Annotated in this window: 23 protein-coding genes; 18 read left to right on the top strand and 5 right to left on the bottom strand. The window is 29.2% G+C overall.

The features are described 5' to 3' along the window. The first annotated feature begins 29 nt into the window (after positions 1-29). From dnaN to C7447_RS13995, 8 genes are all read left to right on the top strand, one after another. Positions 30-1148 carry a DNA polymerase III subunit beta gene (gene dnaN / locus C7447_RS14030; RefSeq protein ID WP_148871149.1) on the top strand — a complete coding sequence of 373 codons (1119 nt, stop codon included), beginning with the start codon at positions 30-32 and terminating at the stop codon, positions 1146-1148. 147 nt (positions 1149-1295) lie between these two features. Next, entirely contained in the window at positions 1296-2057 is a 762-nt protein-coding gene (locus C7447_RS14025; protein WP_148871148.1) for a ParA family protein, read from the top strand. Between the two features lie 6 nt (positions 2058-2063). Beyond that, positions 2064-2954 (top strand): ParB/RepB/Spo0J family partition protein, encoded by an 891-nt coding sequence (locus C7447_RS14020; RefSeq protein WP_148871147.1) that lies wholly within the window; start codon positions 2064-2066, stop codon positions 2952-2954. Next, positions 2955-3530: a DUF5683 domain-containing protein gene (locus tag C7447_RS14015; RefSeq protein WP_148871146.1), complete on the top strand. Its 576-nt coding sequence runs from the start codon at positions 2955-2957 to the stop codon at positions 3528-3530. A 1-nt stretch (position 3531) separates the two neighbouring features. Further along, on the top strand, positions 3532-4233 hold the full coding sequence (gene dapB, locus C7447_RS14010; RefSeq protein WP_148871145.1) for a 4-hydroxy-tetrahydrodipicolinate reductase: 702 nt from the start codon (positions 3532-3534) through the stop codon (positions 4231-4233). Between the two features lie 85 nt (positions 4234-4318). After that, the gene (lepB, locus tag C7447_RS14005; RefSeq protein WP_148871144.1) at positions 4319-5884 is read left to right on the top strand and encodes a signal peptidase I; all 1566 of its coding nucleotides are present in this window, start codon (positions 4319-4321) and stop codon (positions 5882-5884) included. A 3-nt stretch (positions 5885-5887) separates the two neighbouring features. Then, positions 5888-6505, top strand: a complete 618-nt coding sequence (locus C7447_RS14000; protein WP_148871143.1) for a WbqC family protein — start codon at positions 5888-5890, stop codon at positions 6503-6505. A 37-nt stretch (positions 6506-6542) separates the two neighbouring features. After that, a complete protein-coding gene (locus C7447_RS13995; RefSeq protein WP_148871142.1) occupies positions 6543-7124 on the top strand; it encodes a Crp/Fnr family transcriptional regulator in 582 nt (193 codons plus the stop codon). A gap of 132 nt (positions 7125-7256) precedes the next feature. On the opposite strand, the gene C7447_RS13990 is transcribed toward C7447_RS13995, so the two are convergent. The 3 genes from C7447_RS13990 to C7447_RS13980 are packed head-to-tail and all read right to left on the bottom strand — an operon-like array spanning position 7257 to position 11076. Next, complete coding sequence (locus C7447_RS13990) at positions 7257-8756, bottom strand: lipopolysaccharide biosynthesis protein (protein WP_148871141.1); 1500 nt, start codon at positions 8754-8756, stop codon at positions 7257-7259. Continuing rightward, on the bottom strand, positions 8757-10016 hold the full coding sequence (locus C7447_RS13985) for a glycosyltransferase family 4 protein (protein WP_148871140.1): 1260 nt from the start codon (positions 10014-10016) through the stop codon (positions 8757-8759). Between the two features lies 1 nt (position 10017). Continuing rightward, the gene (locus C7447_RS13980) at positions 10018-11076 is read right to left on the bottom strand and encodes a glycosyltransferase family 4 protein (RefSeq protein WP_170246053.1); all 1059 of its coding nucleotides are present in this window, start codon (positions 11074-11076) and stop codon (positions 10018-10020) included. Positions 11077-11359: 283 nt separating this feature from the next. On the opposite strand from C7447_RS13980, the gene C7447_RS13975 reads away from it, so the two are divergent. Further along, positions 11360-13048, top strand: a complete 1689-nt coding sequence (locus C7447_RS13975) for a helix-turn-helix domain-containing protein (RefSeq protein ID WP_148871138.1) — start codon at positions 11360-11362, stop codon at positions 13046-13048. Positions 13049-13055: 7 nt separating this feature from the next. On the opposite strand, the gene C7447_RS13970 is transcribed toward C7447_RS13975, so the two are convergent. Together C7447_RS13970 and C7447_RS13965 are read right to left on the bottom strand one after the other, a co-directional pair. Further along, positions 13056-15464, bottom strand: a complete 2409-nt coding sequence (locus tag C7447_RS13970) for a YfhO family protein (protein WP_148871137.1) — start codon at positions 15462-15464, stop codon at positions 13056-13058. Between the two features lie 2 nt (positions 15465-15466). Continuing rightward, positions 15467-15748 (bottom strand): DUF4834 family protein, encoded by a 282-nt coding sequence (locus C7447_RS13965; RefSeq protein WP_246143083.1) that lies wholly within the window; start codon positions 15746-15748, stop codon positions 15467-15469. Positions 15749-15887: 139 nt separating this feature from the next. On the opposite strand from C7447_RS13965, the gene C7447_RS13960 reads away from it, so the two are divergent. The 9 genes from C7447_RS13960 to C7447_RS13925 all read left to right on the top strand — a co-directional run bounded on the left by C7447_RS13960 (position 15888) and on the right by C7447_RS13925 (position 25725). Further along, a complete protein-coding gene (locus C7447_RS13960; RefSeq protein WP_170246052.1) occupies positions 15888-17264 on the top strand; it encodes a transporter in 1377 nt (458 codons plus the stop codon). An 18-nt stretch (positions 17265-17282) separates the two neighbouring features. After that, positions 17283-18401 (top strand): GTP cyclohydrolase, encoded by a 1119-nt coding sequence (locus C7447_RS13955; RefSeq protein WP_148871135.1) that lies wholly within the window; start codon positions 17283-17285, stop codon positions 18399-18401. A 4-nt stretch (positions 18402-18405) separates the two neighbouring features. Further along, positions 18406-19113: a 16S rRNA (uracil(1498)-N(3))-methyltransferase gene (locus tag C7447_RS13950; protein ID WP_148871134.1), complete on the top strand. Its 708-nt coding sequence runs from the start codon at positions 18406-18408 to the stop codon at positions 19111-19113. Positions 19114-19259: 146 nt separating this feature from the next. Next, a complete protein-coding gene (locus tag C7447_RS13945) occupies positions 19260-20294 on the top strand; it encodes a helix-turn-helix domain-containing protein (protein WP_148871133.1) in 1035 nt (344 codons plus the stop codon). A gap of 488 nt (positions 20295-20782) precedes the next feature. Further along, a complete protein-coding gene (locus C7447_RS13940) occupies positions 20783-21352 on the top strand; it encodes a hypothetical protein (protein ID WP_148871132.1) in 570 nt (189 codons plus the stop codon). Between the two features lie 76 nt (positions 21353-21428). Then, positions 21429-21737, top strand: a complete 309-nt coding sequence (locus C7447_RS13935) for a hypothetical protein (RefSeq protein WP_148871131.1) — start codon at positions 21429-21431, stop codon at positions 21735-21737. Beyond that, entirely contained in the window at positions 21682-22029 is a 348-nt protein-coding gene (locus C7447_RS15010) for a DUF6252 family protein (protein ID WP_317128815.1), read from the top strand. Before C7447_RS13935 ends, C7447_RS15010 begins: the two co-directional genes overlap by 56 nt. A gap of 191 nt (positions 22030-22220) precedes the next feature. Then, complete coding sequence (locus C7447_RS13930) at positions 22221-22664, top strand: hypothetical protein (RefSeq protein ID WP_148871130.1); 444 nt, start codon at positions 22221-22223, stop codon at positions 22662-22664. 226 nt (positions 22665-22890) lie between these two features. After that, positions 22891-25725 carry an alpha/beta hydrolase gene (locus C7447_RS13925; RefSeq protein WP_148871129.1) on the top strand — a complete coding sequence of 945 codons (2835 nt, stop codon included), beginning with the start codon at positions 22891-22893 and terminating at the stop codon, positions 25723-25725. The last annotated feature ends 73 nt before the right edge of the window (positions 25726-25798 follow it).

Here is a 25798-nt window from a genome sequence, read left to right as displayed (position 1 = left end):
CTTTGTAAAACTAATTTTAGCAAACAAAAATGAAATTTATTGTATCAAGTTCACAATTATTAAAACAATTACAAGTTTTAGGTGGCGTTATTAATAGCAACAACACTTTACCAATTTTAGATAATTTCTTATTCGAATTATCTGAAAACCAACTTAAAGCTTCCGCTTCAGATTTAGAAACCACTATGAGTTCTACAATCGATGTTGAAAGTAAAGACAACGGTTCTATCGCTATTAACGCACGTTTATTGTTAGATACTTTAAAAACATTTCCCGATCAGCCTTTAACCTTTAAAACAGAAGGTGAAAATACCATAGAAATTAGTTCTGACCAAGGAAAATACGACATGGCTTTTTTCAGTGGAGAAGAATTTCCAAAAGCTGTAGAATTACCATCACCTAGTAGCACAGCAGTACCTGCTCAAATTTTGGCTACAGCAATTTCAAAAACTATTTTCGCTGCTGGAAACGATGATTTACGTCCAGTAATGAGCGGTGTTTTCTTCCAGTTTAGCTCTAAAGACTTAACTTTTGTTGCTACAGATGCTCATAAATTAGTAAAATACACACGTACAGATGTAACTGCTGATAAAACTGCAGAATTCATTATGCCAAAAAAACCTTTAAATTTATTAAAAGGAATTTTGGGCGGTACTGAAGAAAATGTAACTATAGAATACAATGATACAAATGCTAAATTTACATTTGACAATGTAGTTTTAGTTTGTCGTTTAATTGACGGGAAATACCCTAATTACGAAGCTGTTATTCCGAAGGAAAACCCTAATAAATTAACAGTAGATAGAGCTTCATTTTTAAACTCTGTTCGTCGTGTATCTATTTTCTCTAGCAAAACGACACATCAAATCCGTTTAAAAATGGCAGGAACAGAATTAAATATTTCTGCGGAAGATTTAGACTACGCCAACAAAGCGGATGAGCGTTTAAGCTGCGATTACCAAGGAGACGATATGCAAATTGGATTTAACTCGCGTTTTTTAAGTGAAATGTTAAACAATTTAAGTTCTAATGATGTTTTAATTGAAATGAGTTTACCAAACCGCGCAGGAATTTTAACTCCGATAGACGGAACTGACGAAGGTGAGCAAGTTACAATGCTTGTAATGCCAGTGATGTTGAATAGCTAAAACAGTTAAAATAAAAAATAAATATAAAAACCGCAGAGAGTTCTGCGGTTTTTATATTTTAGAACTTTGTTATATTGTTAACATCTTTCACTTTTAAAAGTCATAAATAGTTGTAAATTTACGTCTTTGTTAATACATAAAATTAGTATGGGTAAAATCATTGCGATTGCAAATCAAAAAGGAGGAGTAGGTAAAACAACCACATCGGTTAATCTTGCTGCTGCTCTTGGTGTTTTAGAAAAAAAAGTTTTACTAATTGATGCCGATCCCCAGGCGAATGCAACCTCTGGTTTAGGTATTGATGTTGAAAGTATCGAGTTGGGTACGTACCAAGTATTAGAACTCACAGCTTCAGCAAAAAGTACAATTATACAAACAACATCTCCAAATGTTGATTTAATTCCTGCTCACATAGATCTTGTGGCTATCGAAATTGAATTGGTAGATAAGCAAGAAAGAGAATACATGCTTAAAAAAGCATTGAAAGACATAAAAGATGATTACGATTATATTTTAATAGACTGTGCTCCTTCTTTAGGTTTAATAACCTTAAACTCTTTAGTTGCTGCAGATTCTGTTGTAATCCCTATCCAATGTGAATATTTTGCATTAGAAGGATTAGGAAAATTATTAAATACTATAAAAAGTGTACAAAAAATACATAATCCAGATTTAGATATTGAAGGGTTATTACTTACAATGTACGACTCTCGTTTACGTTTATCTAACCAAGTAGTAGATGAAGTTCGTAAGCATTTTAGTTCTATGGTATTTGATACAATAGTACACCGAAACATTAGATTAAGTGAAGCACCAAGTTATGGTGAAAGTATTATTTCTTATGATGCTACTAGTAAAGGAGCCGAAAATTATATTCACTTAGCCAATGAAATTATAAATAAGAATTAGTAAAGAATGGCAAAAGCAACAAAGAAGCAAGCATTAGGAAGAGGATTATCAGCTTTGTTAAAAGAAACCGCTGAAGTAACATCTGCATCAGATAAAAACGCAGATAAAGTTGTTGGTAGTATTATTGAAATTGATTTAGATTGGATTGAAGTAAATCCTTATCAACCAAGAACATATTTCGACGAAGAAGCTTTACGAGAATTAGCAAGTTCTATTAAAGAACTAGGTGTTATTCAGCCTATTACTGTTCGTAAATTATCAGAAAACAAATTTCAATTAGTATCTGGAGAGCGTCGTTTTAGAGCCTCTAAACTTATTGGTAATAAAACAGTACCAGCTTACATTCGTTTAGCAAACGATCAAGAAATGTTAGAAATGGCGTTGGTTGAAAACATCCAACGTAAAAATTTAGATCCAATAGAAGTTGCTCTTTCTTACCAACGTTTAATTGATGAAATTCAGTTAACACAAGAAGAATTAAGTACTCGTGTAGGTAAAAAACGCTCTACAGTAACCAACTACTTGCGTTTATTAAAATTAGACCCAATTATTCAAACAGGTATGCGAGATGGGTTTATTTCTATGGGACACGGACGTGCTTTAATTAACGTTGAAAGTACAACGGATCAATTAAACATTTACGAAAAAATATTGCGCGACAAGTTATCTGTTCGTCAAACAGAAGATTTAGTTCGTAATTTAAAATCTGGAGCAATTGCTAAACCTGAAAAAAAGAAAAAACCATTACCTTTTATCATTTCAAATAGCGTAAAAGGATTAAATGATTTTTTTGGTAAAAAATTAGATATTTCTGTTGGTAATAACGGAAAAGGAAAAATTTCGATCCCTTTTGATTCTATTGAGGATTTTAATCGTATTAAAAATTTATTAAAGTAATTGAAATCAATTATTTACATAGCTTTTTTTATTTTCTTTTCGAGTTTTAACATATACGCTCAAAAAGATTCTATTACAGCAAATACAAAACAACTACAATTAAAACCTGCAGATTATAATCCATTATCTCCATCAAAAGCAGCTTTTTATTCTGCTATTTTTCCTGGAGCAGGTCAAATTTACAACAACCGTTATTGGTGGCAATTACCATTAATTTATGGTGGATTAGGAATTAGCATATATTCTTATATTGATAGCAGTAATGATTATGATCGTTATCGAACAGCTTTTAAAAGAAGAAAAGCTGGTTTACCTGATGAGTTTACTGTTGATGGAACTCCAATTATTTCAGATGCTGGTTTAGAAAGTGCACAAAGACAATTAAGTAAAAATAGAGATTTATCATTACTTTCTGCCATTTTAGTGTACGTTTTACAAATTGTAGAAGCAAGTGTTCGTGCACATTTATTACAATTTGATACGAACGAAAATTTATCAATTAGTCCAATGACAATACCAGATTACGATTTGGTAGAAGCTCCTAAAGTTGGAGTAACTTTAAAATATTCTTTTTAAAATGAAAATTGCCTTACTTGGTTATGGTAGAATGGGTAAAGAAATTGAACAAATTGCTTTACAACGTGGCCATGAAATTGTGATAAAAACCTCAGGGAAAGAAAATTATGATATTTCAAAAGCTGATGTAGCTATTGATTTTAGTGTGCCAACATCTGCTTATAACAACATTTCTAACTGCATCAACAATAAAATCCCTGTAATTTCTGGTACTACAGGTTGGTTAGAAAGATATGATGACATCGTTTCTTTATGTAAGCAGAAAAATGGTGCTTTTATTTACGCTTCAAATTTTAGCTTGGGAGTAAATATTTTTTTTGAATTGAATAAGCAACTAGCTAAAATGATGAATTCTTTAAAACAATATAACACTAATATTGAAGAGATTCATCACACCAAAAAATTAGATGCACCAAGTGGTACAGCAATTACCTTAGCAGAAGGAATTATAGAAAACTCTGATAAAAAAGATTGGGTATTAAACGGAGAAATTTCCGAAGAAATTATACCAATTACTGCTATTAGAACTCCAAATGTTCCCGGTACACATACAATTACATATGTGTCTGAAGTTGACACAATAGAGATTAAACATACCGCACATAACAGGCAAGGTTTTGCTCTTGGCGCAGTTATTGCAGCTGAATGGTTGGTAAATAAAACAGGCGTTTACACAATGAAAGATGTGTTAAACATTGGTTAAAATAAAAACAAACAGTAACAAATAACTCTTTTTGTTACTAACTTATTATCTAATATAAAATGATAATAATCTAAAAATAAAAAATATGTCATTAACTGGATGGTTAATTTTATTCTTGATAATTCAAGTAATACACTTTTTAGGAACTTGGAAATTATATGTAAAAGCAGGAAGACAATCTTGGGAAGCTGCTATACCTGTATATAATGCAATTATATTAATGGGTATTATTAATAGACCAAAATGGTGGGTTGTTTTGCTATTTATACCTATAGTAAATTTATTGATGTTCCCTATTATTTGGATAGAAACATGTAGGAGTTTTGGATTTAATAGTACAAAAGATACTTTGTTAGCTGTTTTTACACTTGGTCTTTACATATTTTATATCAACTATGCCACGGATGCAACACATATTGAAAATAGAAGTTTAAAACCTAAAACAGGATTTGGGGAATGGGTGAGTTCTATTGCTTTCGCTATAATTGCTGCGACCTTAGTACATACCTATTTTATTCAGCCTTATACTATTCCAACTTCTTCCTTAGAAAAAACATTATTAATTGGTGATTATTTATTCGTAAGTAAATTTCATTACGGAGCACGTGTGCCGATAACGACAGTTTCAGCACCTATGGTTCATGATAGCATTCCTGGTTTAGGTATTAAATCTTACTTATCTGACAGTAAAGAAGAAACCTACCGAAATTCTTTGAAAAATAAATTATCTTTGCCGTACATGCGTTTACCTGGATTACAAAAAATAAAACGCAACGACATTGTGGTATTTAGTTGGCCAGCAGATAGCACGAATTACATGTGGGGTGATAACTCTGGAAAATTTACCTACAAACCTATCGACAAAAAAACAAATTATGTAAAACGTTGTGTAGGTGTTGCAGGAGATACTTTAGAAGTACGTAACGGTTATGTTTTTATCAATGGAAAAAGAACTATTTTACCAGAAAGTGCAAAACCTCAATGGATGCATTTTGTTGATACAAATGGTAAACGATTTACTCAAGGTGCTTTAAATAGATATAACATTCGTGAAGGACAATTACTAAATGATGGGAGGTATTTATTAAATTTAACAGATGAAGAGGCTTCATTAATAGCTAAAAACCCTATCGTAAAAAGCGTTGAAAAATATATTAAACCCTCAGGAGAATATGATTCTCAAGTGTTTCCTCACAATCCAAAATATCCTTGGTCTGTAGACAATTTTGGTCCAATTTTTATTCCCAAGAAAGGAGCTACAGTTGAATTAAATGCTAATAGCATTCTTTTTTACGAACAAATCATCCGTAGATACGAAAATAATGATTTGACTATTTTTAATGATGATATTTATATCAACGGAAAAAAAACAAATACCTACACTTTTAAGCAAGATTATTTTTGGATGATGGGAGACAACCGTCAAAACTCTTTAGATGCTAGAGCTTGGGGTTATGTACCTTTTGACCATGTAGTCGGTAAACCTATTATGGTTTGGTTTAGCTGGGATGCACAAACGCGTTCTATTCGTTGGGACAGAATGTTTACTACTGTTAGCAACGGCAAATCAAAATCTTATTTCTGGATTGCTATCGTAGTTATAGCTGGTATTTTGTTCAGTATTTTTAAACCTAAAAAGAAAAAAGCTTAGCATTTGGCACTTTTTATACCCACATACTTCGCTCCTATTTCGCAATATGTAGCGATACTTAATTCTGAAGAAGTTATTTTTGAAGTTGAGGATAATTTTCAAAAACAAACCTATAGAAACAGATGTTATATCTACGGAGCAAATGGTAAACAATTAATAAATATTCCTGTAAAACACAATACATCAGAAGGTAGAAAAAAAACAAAGGACACTTTGGTTGAAAATGATTTTCCTTGGCAAAACCAACATTTTAAATCATTACAAACTGCTTATAGATCTTCTCCTTATTTTGAATTTTTTGAAGATGATTTAGCCATTATTTTTAAAAAAAAATATAAATATCTTGTTGATGTAAATATCGATACTCACCTGTTTATAACAGACGCTTTACAGCTAACTCAAAATTTTAATAAAACAAACACCTACGAGTTAACGCCAAACATGCAAGATTATAGAAATTTGGCTATAGCTAAAAACGGAGTTTCAATTAACATCCCTTCATACATACAAATGTTTGACGATAAACATGGTTTTATTCCTAATTTATCTATTCTAGATTTACTTTTTATGGAAGGCGGTAATACTTCTTCAATTTTGGAAACTGTTTCCTTAAATTTTTAAGTATATTTATTGTCTTTTTTCAAATAACTAATTACTAATGGACAATATAACTGAAACATTTCTTAAAAATAATTTAAGTGATATTTCTGATAAATCTATAGCTTTATTTAAAACATTAATGGGGTATAAAAAATATTCCAAAGGGGATATTATTTTAGATTATGGTAAACCTACCTCTAAATTTTACATTTTAAAATCAGGACTAGTTGGAAGTTTTATCAAAAACGATGAAGGAAATGAATTTATTAGGACTTTATATACACCAAACAAAAGTTTAGGCTCATTATCCGCTTTAATAAAAAAGAAAGGTTCTAATGCAAGATATGCCTGTTTAATAGATTGTGAAATTGTTGAAGGAGACTTTTATAAGTTTCGAAAGCTCGCTAATAAAAATTTAGAACTTTCTTTAATGTACAATAATGTGTTAGAACAAGTGTATTTAAGATCTGAAAAGAAAATAGATGAATTGTCTTTATTGAATGCTTCTCAAAGGTACTTAATATTAAAGGAGGATATTCCGAATATAGATAATTTACTACCTCAATATCAAATTGCTAATTACTTAAATATTACTCCTGTTCAGTTAAGTCGTATTCGAAAGAAAATGTTTTCTGAATAAAAAACCAATTATAAACATATGTTAATTTTAAAAACATTAAAATATTGTTACTTTGGAATACGAGATAATCCCCATAAAATCTTATCTCACCCTCTTTTTTAAAAAGACTTGTTATAAGCATAGCAAGTCTTTTTATTTTTTAAGAGTTATAAACCTACCTACCAGCGCGTTAACTTGAACAGAAATATCCAACTTAATAATTAAGAACAAATAAATAGCAACTATTAAAATGCTTTTTAAAATAATATTTACTAACGGATGTATAGGAGTCTTCCAAAAATAAAATTCTGGAGTAGAAAAGTTCCAAAAATAAAAAGCACATAACAATACAAATATTATTAAAAACATTTGCCATGTTTTGTTTGTAAAAGGTGTCATTCCAAATTTTTGTTTTACATACCATAATTTATAGGTATTAAAAACAAAAACTGTAACTAACGTAGCTAAAGCCAAACCATCTGTACCCATCTCTAAATAAAAATAAAAAAACTTATTTAAAAGGTAAACTGAAGCTGCCATACCCACACCTATTGGCAATGTTATACGGTAATGCTCTGAATTATTAATCATCGTGGTGTTATTTCCTAAAAACATAGTGTATAGTTTTACTGCAGAAATCATTAACACTACCAATCCACCACCTGCATATCCTTTTTCTGGCATTATTTTAAATAATTCATTAACACTACAATTTATCAACAAAAAAAACAATCCACTTACCAACAATAAATTAATAGAACTTTTTTTATACAAATTTTCTACTTCTTTATTATTACTTTCATTTAATGACTGTGAAGTTAATGGTTGTAAAATTTGTGCCATCGCTCTACCTGGTGCTTCAATAAAAGAACCTATAAAAACTGCTACTGTATAATATGCTGCTGCTTGAATAGTCTCTTTTCCGGGAATCATTACTTTATCGATATCCAAAATAATGGCACCAGCACTTCCTGCTAAAATAATATAACCTGAATATTTTATAATTTCCATATAATTATCTGGCAACTTAAAACTGAAAGTAGGTAAATACACCTTAAAAGCATAAAACATCATTACCAAGGTACGAAGAACATAAGTTGCTGTTAACACATAAATAAATCCAGATTTAGTAATCCATCCAAAGAAAACAGCTATTAACAAAATCATGACAGCTGCACGGTTCCAAAATTCTTTTAATACATTACCAAAAACAGTTTGTAAGTATACCTTAGACCAAGAATAAAAAACTTCAAAATATGCGCAACAAACAGCTATGATATAAATAATAATTGTGTAATCCTCAATTTGTTTATTTTCTTCTGTAACTTGAGTCATAATCCATTCATGAATATAATTCCAAAAGAAACCTATGGGTATCGCAAATAATAAAGGCAACATTAATGCTAAAGTTAAAAAACGATCTTTTTGCTCTTTTGATGTGTAAGAAGAAAAGAATTTAATAATAGTATACTGCACTCCAAATGCCGTAAGAGGCATTATTAAGTTAGAATAACTCAATAAAAAAGTAACTAACCCGTAAAATTCTGATTCTAAAATACGTGGGTAAAAAAAGATGGTATTTATACCGCCCACTAAAAATCCTAAATAGATAATTAGTGTGTTTTTAAATGATTGTTTAAATATAATTCCCAATTATTGTTGGATTAAATTTTTAATAATTTTTGCTAACTTTTCAGTTAAATTCTTGCGATGAAATTGTTCGATATTATTTGATTGGATTGATAAAACTCGACTTGAAAAATCATCGTATAATTTTAAAATTTGTTCTTTTAGTTTCATTTTATTTTCAAAACTAGTAATCGTACCTGAATTTGTTTCAGCTAAAATAGTTGCCAAATCTCCATCTTCAGGGCCAATTGCTAAAATAGGACGTTTTGCAGTTAAATATTCAAATAATTTCCCTGTTAAAATTCCTTTAGAATTTTTAGTATTTGGTATTAAAAGCAACAAAATTTGCGACATTTTCTGCAACTCAATAGATTCATTATGAGAAACGTATCCATTTAGTTTTAAATTATCCTCTAATCTATTCTTTTTGATAGAAATAATCGCTTCATCACAAACATTACCTGTTAAGCTTATCTCTAAATCATTTTTAAACTCGATGTTTTCTTCAGCAATTTCACTTAATACTTCCCAAAGTATCTTTGGATTACTTTGCTTAGGCAACAATCCAATATGAGAAATTGAGAACTTTTTATCTAAAGTACTATTATCTTCAACGAAAACTTCATCATCAAAACCATTCGTTATTACTTCTACATTATCCGTTTTTTCTAAAAATTCTTCTTTTAATGTATTGCTTACAGTTAAAACTATATCAGCATTTTGCAGTATTTTTTGCTCTAATTTTTCATTTTTTTGTTTAGCAAAATTACTCAAATTAAAGTCCTCAGCATAATACAATGTTGTCCAAGGATCACGAAAATCAGCTATCCATTTTATATTTGTTTTTACTTTTAATTTTTCAGCAATTAGATGCATACTATGTGGTGGTCCTGATGAAATAATTAAATCAATTTCATTTTCTGAAATATATTTTTTAAGATATTTTACCGATGGCTTTACCCAAAATATTTTTGGATCGGGTATAAAAAAGTTACCACGAATCCACGATAAAAATCCTCCTTTACTAATATTTGCTACTCCAGTTTTTTTATTTTTTTTATTTGGAAATATATCTTGAGGATTAAAAACTGGTTGTTTTAAGACTTTTACATCAGGTATTTCTTCTAACAGTTTTTCATCAATTGTAGGATAATCTGCATTTTTAGGCACATATACCACAGGAGTAATACCAAATTGTGGTAAATATTTCACAAACTTTAACCAACGTTGTACACCTGAACCGCCGGCTGGTGGCCAATAATATGTTATGATTAAAACTTTCAAATTAAGATTCTATTTCTTGTAAAAGTAACTTTTCTCTGTTAGAAATAGAGAAATTATTTTCTATTTGAAAACGAGCTTTTATTCCTTTCTCTATTCTTTCTTCTTCAGTTAAAAATAAAATTTTTTCAATCATTTTTTTTACAATATCAACACCTCTCTTTTCTATGATAAATCCTGTTTTTCCTATTACATTAGGTAAAGCTCCAGCATTTGACACTATAGGAATACAACCACACAACATTGCTTCAGACAATGCGCAACCAAACCCTTCGTTAACAGATAATTGCAAATAAAATTGATGCTCTTGATAAAATTGTTTTAAAACTTCTTTTTTAACAAACGAATAAAAGATTACATTTTTACCAACTTTAAATTCTTGTTGAACTTCTTCAGATAAACCAACAATTGTAAAAATTTTATTTGGGAATTGCTTTGCTACATTAACAATCAAATCAATTCCTTTAAAAATAGCAGTAGATTTTTTACTAGCTGAAACAACTGTTATAAATTCTTTACGCTTTATAAACTGAGTATTATATGTCCAAAAATCAGTGTCAAATCCGTTTGGAATTACTTTAATTGGTGTTTTCAACTTGGGAAAATGAGCCTTAAATCCTTGATTTTTTATGAAAATAGTTTCATCAAAAGTATGAACTTGCTCTATTAACGAAGCATCAACTGGGAGTAGTTTTGTAGCATATTGTTGAGACTTTTTTACAAAAAAAAGCAATAAAGGTTTTCTTAAACTTCCATAATTATATTCTGGAAACAAAACACAATCAGTTCCGTTTAAAATAAGTAGTGTTTTCTTTCTTAATAGCTTACCAAAAAGCACAGGTAATAATGAAAAATACCCTGCAAAACTTATAACTATTACTTTTGAACTTTGAATGTTTCTTATTAAGAAGAAAAATTGTGTGATTAAATTTAATGGAAGTATCGAAGCTTTATTCCATAATAAATCTTGAGTTTTAACATTGTATTTTTTAGACAAAAATTCAATATCAGAATTAATAAAAGATGATTTTTGAGGATAAATAAAAAGGATTATTTCTTTCAAGTATAATGTAAATTTAAAACCAAATTTACATATTTAATTTATTAAAATAAAAAGGAAGCCCGTCAGCTTCCTTTTTACTTATTTGATTGGGGATATATTCGAAACTAATCCCTTTTCATAGCGCCCTTCATCTTTTTCATACACTATTTATACAGCAAATATATTGCCTTAAAAAGTCTAATAAAAAAACTATATTGCTCTTTTTATAAAATGTGCTTTATTCTTAACATAATTAAACATACTTTTTATAAAATATTTTTCTTAAGACGCTTTAAATCAAACAATGAGGCCCAATTACATTTTTATTACACTTCTTCCTTTTTTACTGTTTTTTTATAATTTAAGTTCGCAGAATTTACCTAAAAATGAATCTTTTTACTTAGAAAAACTAGCAAGCTATAGAAATATTGATAATGATAGTTTTGGTTTTTATGCAAAAAAACTACAAAACTCAAAAATTGATTGTAATAAAATTGAAGGTTTCAATTCTGAGGCTTATTTCCATTACTGTAATAAAAATTATGATAAAGCAGAAAAATATGCGAATATAACATTAAATGAAATTGAGAAAATATTAATTAAAAAACCTAAAGATTCCTGTATTATTATACAAAAAATGAGCGCTATTAACAGGTTATTTTGGATTAGTAAAAACAGAGAAAACTACACACAAGCATACGAGTACTTATTACAAAAGAGCGCAATTAATAAAAGTTCCTTAGTAAATAAAAGAGTACAATTAACTCATCGAATTTCTACAGAAATGGAAAAAGCTCTTATAAAAAAAGAGCTAAGAATGGAAGAAGAATCTAAAGAAATATTATTAGCCCTTATTTCTGAAATTAATAGTGAAACCTATATAAATAATGCTATCACTAATGATAATCTCAAGATACAAAAAGCTCATATTTTAAATTCAGTAGGTACAACTTACATGGCTTTGAGCAGTAAAAAAAATAATCAGAGTTTATTAGACTCTGCTCAAATATATTATGACAAAGCTTATGAAACAGTTAAGCAATTAAACCCACTACATAAAGATTCTGAAATCATATATAACTTTAGAAAAACCGAAGTTTTGGTTGCAAAAAAAGAGTATAAAAAAGCTCTTGAGTTAATAAATAATTACCCGAATATTAGTAATGGATATAACTATCATCATCATGAATATTTAGAAAAAATGATTTGTTTTCATAATTTAAACAAAGTCGATTCCGCTATTTATTATGCAAATAAACTGTTGAAAGAAAAATGTAAACGCAGTACACTTATAACCGTTTATGACATTCTTTCTAATCAATATTACAATTTAAGAAAGCTTGACAGTGCTTATAAATATTCTAAACTAACTATAAATGAATTTAACATAGCTAAAGAGCATAAAGAAAAAACTTACCAATTACTTTACAATAACGACTTTGAAAAGGCAAAAAAATTAAATCATTTAATTACAGAACAAGAATCAAAAAGTAAAATCATTTTAATAATTTTTATTTCTTTATTTTCAGCTTTGAGTCTATCTTTTCTATACTACTACTTCTACATAAAAAGAGGAAATAAAACTATTAAAAACTTAACAGAGAACACAAATAATCAAGCAAAAGTAGAATATAATATTGACGTAAATTTTGAAAAAGAAATTATCTCAAAAATTAAAGAGATGGATAAAAATTTAGAATTTTTAAATTCTGATTTTTCAATTAATTCAATTGCTGAAAAGTTAAATACAAACTCAACTTATATTTCTTTTATTTTCAATAAAAACAAAGGAGAGACTTTTAAACAATACTATACCAAAAGAAAAATAAATTACTTGGTTAACAAGTTAAAAACAGACAAAACCTTCCGTAAATACTCTATACAAAGTTTAGCTGAAGAAATTGGATATAGTAATGCTTCTGCCTTTACAAGAGCTTTTAAAAAACATCTAGGTATTACACCTTCTGTATTTTTAAAAACTCTTGAAGAATAATTATACATTATTTTTTCTTCTTTTCAAAGAAAAACCACCCAACAGGAATTAATAATAACAATACATAAGAAATTAATGATATAGTTTTTCCTTTCTGGATAACTTTTGGTTCAAATTTAAATTCTATTTTATGTTTTCCTGCAGGAATTTCCATTCCGCGTAAAACATAATTTACTCTATAATGTGGTTTTAATCTTCCATCTACATAAGCGTTCCATCCATCTTTATAATAAATCTCGGAAAAGACTGCAAATTGCTTTTTTTGAGAATTACTCTCATAAACTAATTTGTTAACATCATATTTTGTTAGCCCTATAGTTGCTGTGGAATCTTTATCAAATGATGTTTTATAATCTGAATTATAAATTTTATTTAACTCTTGATTTTCAACTACAACTTCATTTTTAGTATCCAAACTATCCAAAGCTTTCATTTCTTCGTTCGCAGAATTTACAACATGTAATTGCTTTACAAACCATGCATTTCCATTGGCCTCTAAATTCGTTTGCACTTTATCTTCTCCTACAATTATATATTTAGTGTTTAGCATATTTAACACTTCCATATTATTCTTAGCTATTTGGTAATCAAACAATTCTTGATAACGTTTCATTTTAGCTGCATGATAGCCTCCTATAGATTTATGAAAATAAGAAGTTCGTCCATCTTGCATCGGATCTGTACTGAAATTACCAACACGATAATATGAAGTATCTTCTAAAATTTCTTTATCGGCTGCATTTGCTGTAAATGGTTTTTGTACTTTTCTGGCTGATGTAAAATCTTCTTTATTTACGTACTTCATATCTACAGAAACTAAATCAAACAAAATTAAAGCGGCAAGAGCTACTAAAACAGGTGCCTGTTTTATCTTTTTATTCAAGAAAAACCATAACAATCCGCCTGAAATTAAAATCAATATAAACGAACGTAAACTGTCATAAAACAACATTGATTTTCTATCAGCAATTAACGCATCAATTAATACTGGCAATTGCTGGTATTGCGCATCTCTAATTCCTTCAAAAGCAAATAAACTTGATCCGAATAAGGTAAAAAACAAGGTGATTCCTCCCATTGTGTAAAATGCTTTTTTAAGTGCATTTTCTTTTTCTTCAGATGAGATTTCTGATGAGAAAAAATTTCTTAAAGCTAAAATACCCAGCAACGGAACACATAATTCTGCTATAACTTGGATTGAAGATACCGCTCTAAACTTGTTGTATAACGGAACAAAATCAATAAAAAAATTAGTAATCCCTGAAAAATTCTTTCCCCAACTCAGAACAATAGAAAAAATAGTTGCTGAGACCAACCAGTACTTTAGCTTCCCTTTTACTAAGAAGATTCCTAAAAAGAATAAGAAAAATAAAATTGCGCCGATGTATGCAGGTGCTTCAACGATTGGTTGTTTCCCCCAATAAGTTAACACTTGACTCGAATAATCTTTCGCCACACTTTTACCAGCATTTTGCTCTAAAACTTGGTAAAAATCTGAATTTTCATCTAGCTTTTCTACAGTTCCTCCACCCATAAAACGAGGAATTATTAGATTAAAAGTTTCCCAAATTCCATAGCTGTACTCGGTAATATAACTTTTATCTAAACCAGAACTCACTTCTTTTGGACTTCCATCTGGATTAATTGTTAATTCTGATTTTCCTCTTGTACTGAATTCAGAATATTCTTTCATTGATAGTAGCCGAGTCGCGTTTACTCCAATTCCAATAACCATCGCCCCAATTAAAACAGCTGTTTGCTTTCCAAACGTTGGTAATTTTTTCGATTTAAAGGCTTCTATAAACTCAACAACTCCTAAAATCAATAAACAAAACCCGAGATAATAGGTCATCTGCGGATGATTGGTGTAAATTTCTAAAGCCATCGCGAGTGCAGTAACTACAAAACCGAGTAAGTATCTTTTTTGAAAAACATATAAAACTCCTGCTATTACCATAGGCATATACGCAATTGCATGTGCTTTTGCATTATGACCTGCTCCAAAAATAATGATTAGATATGTTGAAAATCCAAAAGACAAACTACCGATAATGGCTAATTTCCAATCAACCTTTAAAGCATTGAGTAAAAGAAAAAATCCAAGAAAATATAAAAAAAGATAATCTGCAGGTCGTGGTAAAAAACGCAACACTTTATCAACATATAACATAAAATCATTCGGAAAATATGTACTTACCTGATACGCTGGCATTCCGCTAAACGCATTTCCTAACCAATAAGGCTCCTCTCCTTTTTCAGCTCTGTAATCAACAATTTCTTTAGCCATTCCAGAAAATTGTGTGATATCACTTTGCTTAATTTGTTTTCCGCTTAAAACTGGATTAAAATACAATAAGGATGCAATTACAAATACAAATACCGTAATTGCATAAGGAAAAATATTTTTAAAATTCATAGTTAGTCTATTTCTTCAAAATCCACATACTCTCCAACTGAGTCGTTACTTTTTTTGTCGTTTTGTGGCTTTTTATCAATAACTGTTTCGCCTTCTTTTACTTTTGATTCTTGTTTTGACTTACCAAATTGCTGTTCTGCTTTTTGCTGCATTTTATCTGCCATCTTTTTCATTAAATAAGGCGCAAATAACTTAGCAAAAAATTTAAAAGCGTAGTAAATTATAAGGATTATAAGGATTGTTTTAATAAAATTCATAGGTCCTGCTTGGTGTATCTCTGTCATAAAAATAATCTTCTTCTTAAAAACAATCAAAAATAACAATTTGAACTAAATTGATACGTTAATAGTTTGGTAATCTTGTATGGATGATTAATTTTTTTACTGTATGTTTGTAATATCCCTAAATTGTTATGTTTTTAGTATGATTAAAAGGCTTTTTGTATCTTTTTTCTTATTGATTTCAGTTTGTGCTTCTGCACAATATACAGAAGTTATCAACTCAAATAGACCAGGTTTTTCTGAAAGTCCATATAGTGTTGGGCAAAATGTATATCAATTTGAATCAAGTTTGTTTTTTAGAAAAGCAGATGCTATTCCAACTTTTAGTAATCCACAAGCGTTAGGGTTAAACCTTCATATTAGAACAGGATTATTTACCGAAAAACTTGAATTAAGTCTTACAACTGCTTTACAAAACGATAAATTAGCTTTTAAAAACGTTTTTGAATCTTCTTATAACAAAACAGGTTTATCACAACTTACCTTAGGTGCAAAATATTTAGTTTTCAGACCTAAATACGATAAAAAGTCAAAAGAGATTAGAAGCTGGAAAAAAAGACATTCTTTTGATTTTAAACGATGGATACCTCATGTTTCTGCCTATGCAGGTGTTAATTTTGGAAGTATCTTATCTGATTACCATGAACGTGGAGGAATTACACCAAAAATAGGAATTTTATTACAAAACGAGTTTTCTAACAAACTGAACTTGGTTACTAATATTTATTATAATTATATCGGTGGTTATTTACCAGAATGGTCTTTTATATTAACAGAAACTTACAATTTTAATGATTATTGGTCTGGATTTGTCGAATATCAAGCTCTATTTAACGAAGTTGAAAAACAAAGTAATTTAGGATTAGGAGCTGCTTACTTATTTAGCAACAACTTACAAATTAATGCTTCATTAAAAGCCACTTTACAAGAAGAAACTGTTGGGATGTACACGAGTATAGGTGTTTCTTATAGAATAGATAATCATAAAGATAAGTTTATCGAACTAGATGAATTTGGTAATAAAGTAGAATCAATAGAAAAGAAAACATATAACAAAGGTTTCTTTGGAAGATTATTTGATAAAATTGGTGGTGTCTTTAAGAAAAAAGACAAACCAAATCCTAAAGTTGATTTAGATATTTCTAAACCTCAACCAGAAGATGGAAAGGAAACAGGCAGAGGAAGAAAACGTCAAAAATCTATTTTAGATGATATTACTAAAGCAGATAAAAAAGATAAAAAGAAAGTGTCTAAAGCAGAGAAAAAAGCTGCTAAAAAGAAATCAAAAGCAGAAGAAAAGGCGCTTCGTAAATTGGAAAAAGAAAAAATAAAAGAAGAAAAAAATAAAAAGAAAGAGCAAGAAAAACTCGAAAAGGATATTAAGAAATTAGAAAAAGAGCTAAAAGAGGAAGAAGAGAAAGCTAAACAAGATGAGCTAGATAAAAAATATCAAGAAGAAAAGAAAAAGCAAGAGGAAGAAAAAAAGAAACAAGAAAATAATAAAAAGAATGACGGATAGAAATTATACTTTTGTCTTATGATTCAACTAAAAGAAATACAATCTAAAAAGGAAATGAAACAATTTGTTACATTTCCTTTTTCATTATACAAAAACAATAAATACTGGGTTCCTCCTATTATTAAAGACGAAATAGAAAGCTTTGATAAAACTAAAAACCCTGTTTTTGAACATGCTGATGCTCGTTTTTTTATTGCTAAAAAAGAAGAGGAAATTGTTGGGCGAATTATAGCAATCATCAATAATCATGAAGTAGAAAAGCAAGGCATTAAAAAAATGCGTTTTGGTTGGTTTGATGTTATTGACGATATAGAAGTTACAAAAGCTTTGCTTAGTAAAGTGAAGGAAATTGGTCTTCAAAACAATTTAGAATATATAGAAGGACCTGTAGGCTTTAACAACCTCGATAAAACAGGTGTTCTTATTGATGGTTTTGATCATATTGGCACGATGATTACTTGGTACAATCATCCGTATTACAAAGATCATTTAGAGCAATTAGGCTTTAAAAAGGAGAAAGAATACCTCGAAAATAAATTCGATTTTAAAAATGTTGATGGTGTATACTACTCAAGAATTTCAAACATCATTAAAAAAAGATTTAAGTTAAAACCACTTAATTTTTCATCAACTAAAAACATTATGCCATATGTTGATGAAATGTTTGATTTGTTTAGTAAAACCTACTCGAAACTATCAACATTTGTTCCGATTTCAGATGCTCAAATTCAGCATTTTAAAAAGAAGTATATTAGTTTTATCAATCCTGAATACATTAAATTTGTAGTAGATGAACATGAAAAACTAGTTGCTTTTGCAATCGTAATGCCTTCTTTTTCTGAAGCATTACAAAAAGCAAATGGTAAACTATTTCCTTTTGGTATTTTTCATTTACTGAAGGCAAGAAAGAATGCCAAAGATGTTACATTTTACTTAATTGGTGTACATCCCGATTATCAGAATAAAGGTGTAACAGCAGTTATTTTTGAAGAATTTTATAAAACGTTTTCTGAAAAAGGAATTAAGAATTGTATTCGCACGCCCGAATTAGAAGAAAACGAAGCGATTCGTAAAATTTGGGAGAATTTTAACCCAATTATTTATAAAAGGAGAAGAACTTACAGATTAGACATATAATACAATGCAACTTTTTTATAATCCTAACATAGATAACCATACACAACAAATCGTTTTTAATAAAGATGAAAGTCGCCATATCGTAAAAGTTTTACGTAAAAAAGAAGGAGATATATTACATATTACAAACGGTAAAGGATTTTTATTTTCTGCGGAAATTAATATAGCCAGTGACAAAAAATGTATCGCTTCTATTATTAAATCTGAAGAAAAATTAAAAGGCTGGGATTATTATTTGCACATCGCAATTGCTCCAACCAAAAATAACGATCGATTAGAATGGTTTTTAGAAAAAGCTACTGAAATTGGCATTGATGAAATAACGCCTATTATCTGTCAAAATTCAGAAAGAAAAGTATTAAAAATGGAAAGGTTAGAGAAAATTACTCAATCTGCCATGAAACAATCTTTAAAGTTTACATTACCCATATTAAATGAACCTATAAAATTTTCTGAGTTTGCAAAACTGAACTTTGATGATGATGTTTTTATTGCACATTGCGAACCATCTGACAAAAAATTCTTAAAAGAAGTTGTAAAACAAAACTCAAAAATCACCATATTAATAGGTCCCGAAGGTGATTTTTCACTAGAAGAAATTCAAAAATCCATAGATAAAAATTTCATACCCATAACTTTAGGGAAAAGTAGATTACGTACAGAAACTGCTGGTTTAGTGGCTGTACAAAATGTTTCATTTTTACATCAATAATTCGTTTTTTTTAGTATTTTGGAAGTAAAATTCCCCAAAAATTGAATACTTCAGATTTTTTTAACCTTTTTTTAATTGTTAGTGCTATTCATGGTTTTGCCTTTAGCATCATTATGTTTTTTTCAAAGAATGGAAAAGATAAAAGTATGAGGTATTTATACCTGATGATATTATCTATTTCATTAAATAATTTTCAATCTTGGGCTCTTGCCAATTATTTATTTCAGCATAAATTTATCTTAGATTATTTACAACTTCCTTGGCACTTTTTGAGCGCTCCTTTTTTTTATATGTTTCTCGTACATTATGTAGATATTGCAAAAAAAAGCATAAAAATATTAAAGGTTATTATACCTCTTTTTTTACTTGCTTGTGTTTTACAAATAGGTTTTGTATTATATTTTAAAGACAAAGGCACGCATGAAGAATTAGATTTAATGTACGAAAAATACACTTCTATAGAAGAAGTACTAAGTTTTATAACTTCTGTAAGTATTTTTACTTATTCTTTTTACATTCTATACAAAAAGGAAAAACTTTTCCTTAAAATATTATCTTACGATAATTTGAAATGGGTTTATACTTTCTTTAAATTATTAGTCTTTGTTTATGTATTCTGGATACTAGCTCTAATCGTAAAGTTTTCTCTAAACTTTACGGGTTTTTTATTTTCCTACTATCCTCTAAGAATCTTTACAACTATTATTATTTTCTTACTAGGCTATCAAGGAATAAGGCATTTGAGAATTTTTAAAGAGCGAAAACAAATTCGTGAGAATATAGAGATTGAAAACACAGAAGAGACTAATACTCTTGAAATCCCTACTTCAATTAATGATGTTTCTGATGAACAGTTTATAAAAATAGATAATTTTATAAATGAAAATAAAAAATATTTATGCCCAAAATACACATTACAAAACGTATCTCAAGATTTAGGTATTGGTCTTAGTACTTTGTCTGCCATTATAAACAACAATGCAAATAAAAGCTTTGTTGATTATATTAATGAAATGAGAATTAATCAGGCAAAAAAATTACTGGTAGATCCTAAATACAACAACTATACTATAGTTTCTATTGGATTAGAATCTGGTTTCAACTCAAAATCAACTTTTTATAACGTTTTTAAAAAACATGTAGGCTGTACGCCTTTACGATATAAAGAATCCAAAAAATAATTCTTAACGTTTACATAATATAAAACTTGTCCTAAAACGTCCAAATTGGACGTTTTAGGACTCTCTTTATATTCTAAATATTATATTTGAGTAGAATTTTTTATTATTATTAATTAAAATAGCTGAAGGGGTTTTAATTTTATAAAAAGTAATGAATTCTAACAATACTTATTGGGGTAGCCCTCGTTATCTCAGTGTGAAAAAGGGGAAGATAAAAACACCATTACTAAAGTAGTGGTGTTTTTTATTTGCATTAAAGTTAATCCTAAAACGCCCTTAATCAGTACCTTTTAATATTGCTTGATTAGTAAAAAACATTCACACACTTTTATCTTAAAAAGAATACACCTATTCTAAAACACCTATAACACACTAATTATTAGTTTTTTATGTAAATATATCCAGATTCATCCAAATTGGACGATTTAGGACTTTAATTTTTTAATTCTAGTTAACTTTAACCTACAAAACCTTAAACCTCTATAATTATGAAAACATTATTTTTAAAAACCGCCCTACTATTAGCAGTAGTCACATTTTTTAACTGCTCCAACAACGACGATCCACAAGACCAACTTCCACCCATTACTCAAACTGGAGCGAATACTTTTGGGTGTATTATTAATGGCGAAATATTAACCCCTAAAGATGGTAGAGGAGTTCCTCAAGCTAAAGGTTTATTTGTGGCTCATTATTCCAATAATAATATAGTTTTCGATGTTGGAAACTTTAAAGATGATAACGGAGACAGTATATATATATATATATATAATTTAACTTCAATAGGAACATATTCTTTTGGCTTAAGTACTGGGCAAAGTATTTCAACTTTTGAACCCGATTTTAATCATTGCTGGACGAGAACTTTTGATACCACAACAGGCGGAAAAAAGTATTTATCAAACATCAATTCAGGAACTATCATCATAACTCGTTTTGATCCAATAAACTTTATAATTTCAGGAACTTTCGAATTAACAACTTTTGAAGAAAATGATCCTAACAATACAATTGAAATAACCGATGGTAGATTTGATATTAACTGGTCTACAATATAAAAAGACGGTTGCTACTAACAACTGTCTAAAAACATTAAATGCAATAACACTTTATTAATATAAAACCTCTATAATTATGAAAACATTATTTTTAAAAACCGCCCTACTATTAGCAGTAGTCACATTTTTTAATTGCTCTAATAACGATGACCCATTAAACGAATTACCACCTATTACCCAAACCGGTGCTAATACTTTTGGTTGTGTTATTAATGGCGAAGTTTTAACACCTAAAGGTGCAAGGGGGAGTTTAGGAGGGCGTGGAGGCCCTCGAAAAGGATTAAGTGCTTATTATTTTCAAAATAAAAATTTTGAAATAGACGCAGGAAATTTTAGAGACTCTAGGGGAGATAATATATATATATATATATATATATATATATAATTTAACCTCTACTGGAACTTACTCTTTTGGTTTAAGTTCTTCTCAACCTACATCTACATTTGAACCTGAATACCCTCATTGTTGGGTAGGAATTTCTGACGCTATAAACGATGAAAATAGGTATTTGTCTAATACTAATTCAGGCACCATAACTATAACACGATTAGATAATGATAATCAGATAGTATCAGGCACATTTGAATTAACTGTTTTTGATAGCAATGACCCTACAAAAACTGTAAGAATTACAAATGGAAGATTTGATGTCAATTTAAACACTGTGAATAACTAAGAAAGAAGATTACGCCAATAACTTTTTAAAATTAGTAACGAATATTCATAAAAAACTGCCTGATATTCATAAATATCAAGATATACTTCTTGCTTGGTATATTTTTAATATATTGATTTACAGAGGTAATTACGAACTTAATAGAAATTTTTCCAAAAAGAAGAAAAACAAAACCTTAAACCTCTATAATTATGAAAACACCAACCTTAAAAACAGTTCTATTATTAGCAGCAATCACCTTTTTTAATTGCTCTAATAACGATGACCCAATTGTTCAAGACCAATTACCCCACATTACCCAAACAGGAGCCAATACCTTTGGGTGTATTATTAATGGAGAAGTATTAATACCAAAAAATAGTAATGGTGTCCCTAATGCAAAAGGTTTAGAAGTATACCATAAAAGCAATAATAATTTAATAATTGATGTAAACAATTATAGCAATACTAATTCAAATGGCAGTATATATATCTATATTTATGACTTAACATCTGCCGGAAATTTCACATTAGGATTAAGTGAAGGTTTGAGGATTTTTATTTTGAACCAAATTATTCTCACTTATGGTGTAGAACATTTGATAAAAATAATGGTAATAAAAAGTACATATCTACCACTGATAGTGGCATTGTAAATATTACTCAATTTGATAGTTCGAATAATATAATATCTGGGGTATTTGACAATATAACTTTAGTAAATATTGACGATTCAAATGATATTATTCAAATAACTAAGGGAAGATTTGACATCAATTTAAATACAGTAAACAATTAAAAAAAGACGGTTGCTACCAACAACCGTCCAAAAATTATTAAACTTAATAACACAATTTTATTAACATTTAACCTTACAAAGTTATGAAGAAAATTACATTTTGGGTACTTACATTGATAATATCAATGCAAGTACAAGCACAATTAACCAATGGAAACTTTACCACAGAGATAGACGAACGGATTAAAAACCTTGATAAAACTCCTATAACTTCTAATATTTTAGTAGACAGAGTATTTCCTGTAGCAAGTTTACAAATTTTTAATCAAAACACACAAAAAGACACCTCTAATGTAGCCCATTTTAAACAAGCTTGGAGCGAGTTATACAGAGCTTCATACATTAAAAATTTTGCTACTGTAGAAAACTTTAAACAACAATTAAAAAATAAAAATTATGCAAAAAATGTAGTACCCATTGGTATTATCAATACCGAATTTCACCAATGTAATTTTGGTACTACCGAACAAAACGCAACGGTAGATTTTAACCCAACTACTGGGTTGTTTGCCAACAAACCTAATAAAAATCCGTTTATTAAAAAACAAACCACCATTATAGCTCCTTTGGTAGCCAAAGTATCTGGAAACGCTATTACATTTACTACAGATAATCTATTTAAGCTGTATAAACATGGTAAACGAATAAAAACCTTACAACTCTACACCAATAATACCTCATTTAATCTGGTAAGTAATTATAACTTAGTAACTACAAATTTTTCTACCACATACCCTAGTACTGCGCTACAAACACTCCGTTTTGTAGTTACTTACAGTGATAATACCACAAAAACTACTTATGCAACTATAAAAATTATAAAACCCATTACCTATGCACAACGTGGATTAGTTTCTAATTTAGATTCTATTGAAGCACACAACGATTTACTTTTTCAAGGCTATGATGAGAACCAAGCCTATCGTGGTAAAAATGAATACAGAATTTATTATAATGATAACAATGAAATAATAGACAAACCTTTATATATTATTGATGGTTACGACCCAAATGATGCGAGAAAAATAGATGCAGAAGACTATATAGATTTTGATCCTGATAAAAACCAAAGTATTTATCAATTAATGAGTTATAAGGATAATAGTAACAATAATGTTGATTTAGTAAAAGAATTAAACTTAAAAGGTTACGATGTTATAATTGTTAATCACCCAGTATATAAGCGAGGTAGTAAAACTATTGATGGAGGTGGTGATTATATAGAGCGTAATGCTTATACTTTTATAAGTTTATTACGCCATATAAAAAGTATACAACAAGGTAATGAAGAAGCAGTAGTCATTGGCCCTAGCATGGGAGGGTTAATAAGTCGGTATGCACTTGCATATATGGAGAAAAAATACGCTGAAACTGGCGAAGAAAAATGGAACCATAACACGCGTTTATGGGTAAGTTTTGATAGCCCACATCAAGGAGCAAACATACCTATTGGTGTACAAAAAGGGATACAATATTTTGCTGAAACGTTAGGTAATGAAAGCGCAAAAGAATTTATTAATGAAGAATTAAATAAGCCAGCACCCAAACAAATGTTAGTAAATCATTATACCAATAATACAAGTTTTCCTGTTGGTGCTCCTAATTTTAGAAATCGCTTTCAAAACAGTTTAGAAACTTTAGGGATACCAACAAACTTAAGAAAAATAGCATTGATTAATGGGAGTATGAGTGGTGTTTTAAACGGTACTTCTTCTTCTAAATATTTAGAGATTGATGATGATTTAAGACATTTTGGACCAATAGGAGGAATTATTAGTGTTTTTGCCGATAGATTTTTAGCTAAATTTTATCATACCACAAACCAAAAATCTGGCAATAGTGAAACTTTTGTTTTTGATGGGGGTATTAGAGGTAAATTTTTATGGTGGGAATGGTGGACAACTAGAACTAATTATAAATCCAAGCCTAAAACCAAAGGTAGTTATGATATAGCTCCTGGGGGTTATTTTAATGCTCAGCAATTACTTGTAGATGAAACAACTAATCCTGGAACTGATTTTACTTGGTATTTATTAAATTGGACATTTCATGATTTGAAATCAAATTTAATAGACCCAACTCATAGCTTCATCCCCACTAAAAGTTCTTTAGCTTACACAGGAAGTAATGTTTTAGATGAAAATATAGGGAATGAAAATAGAGTTTGTACAGGAGAAACACCTTTTGATAGTTATTTTGCTCCTCAAGAAAACCAAGAACACATATTTTTAACACAACAAAATGTAGATTGGTTAACCCAAGAAATAGAAGGTAATGAACAATTACCTAGTAATGTTGTAGAAGACGATTTATTCTCAAAAGAAATACGAGGTCCTGAAAAGCTTTGTTTTGTTGAAACTGGTTCTTATTCTTATACTCCGAAATGTAAAAATACCGAGATTGAATGGAGTGTTACACCTAATTTACAAATTGTTGAAAATCATCATGACAATATTAAAGTTATGTTTATAGGCCCTGATTCTGGCAGTGGAGTTATCACCGCAACGGTAACTCTTTTTGGCATTACTAAAGTGATAAACAAATATATTAGAATATTAGAAATTCCTGGTTCACAAATACCTTTTGGTTTTGATGTAAAAGTAAGAGATGTTTCTGGAATTTTGGGCCTTGGATGGTATAGTTTTTTTATTCCTTCATCAGAATATGCCGAAGGGGAAACATGGGAATGGAATATACCAAGTGCTCAAATTACACAAAATAATAGCTATCCAGATTATGGTTCTTTAACATTCACTAATTTTTACAATATGTGTTTCACAAATATAAAACCAGACTTCCCTTTTACCCACAGTGCATATTTAATTAAATTTCTTTATTCTGCTCCTTTTATCATACAATTTAGAAGACACAACAGGTGTGGTTGCGGAGAGTGGATCACCAAAGAGTTTAATCCTTAAAAAACACCTTTTTATGTAACATAAAATATCATAAGCAAATTTGTAATTATTTTTAAGAAACAAGAGCATCATT

The organism is Tenacibaculum adriaticum, from assembly GCF_008124875.1.
GTDB lineage: Bacteria > Bacteroidota > Bacteroidia > Flavobacteriales > Flavobacteriaceae > Polaribacter > Polaribacter adriaticus.
Note: the sequence above shows the minus strand (reverse complement) of the source record. Positions and strands in the feature narration are given on the sequence as shown.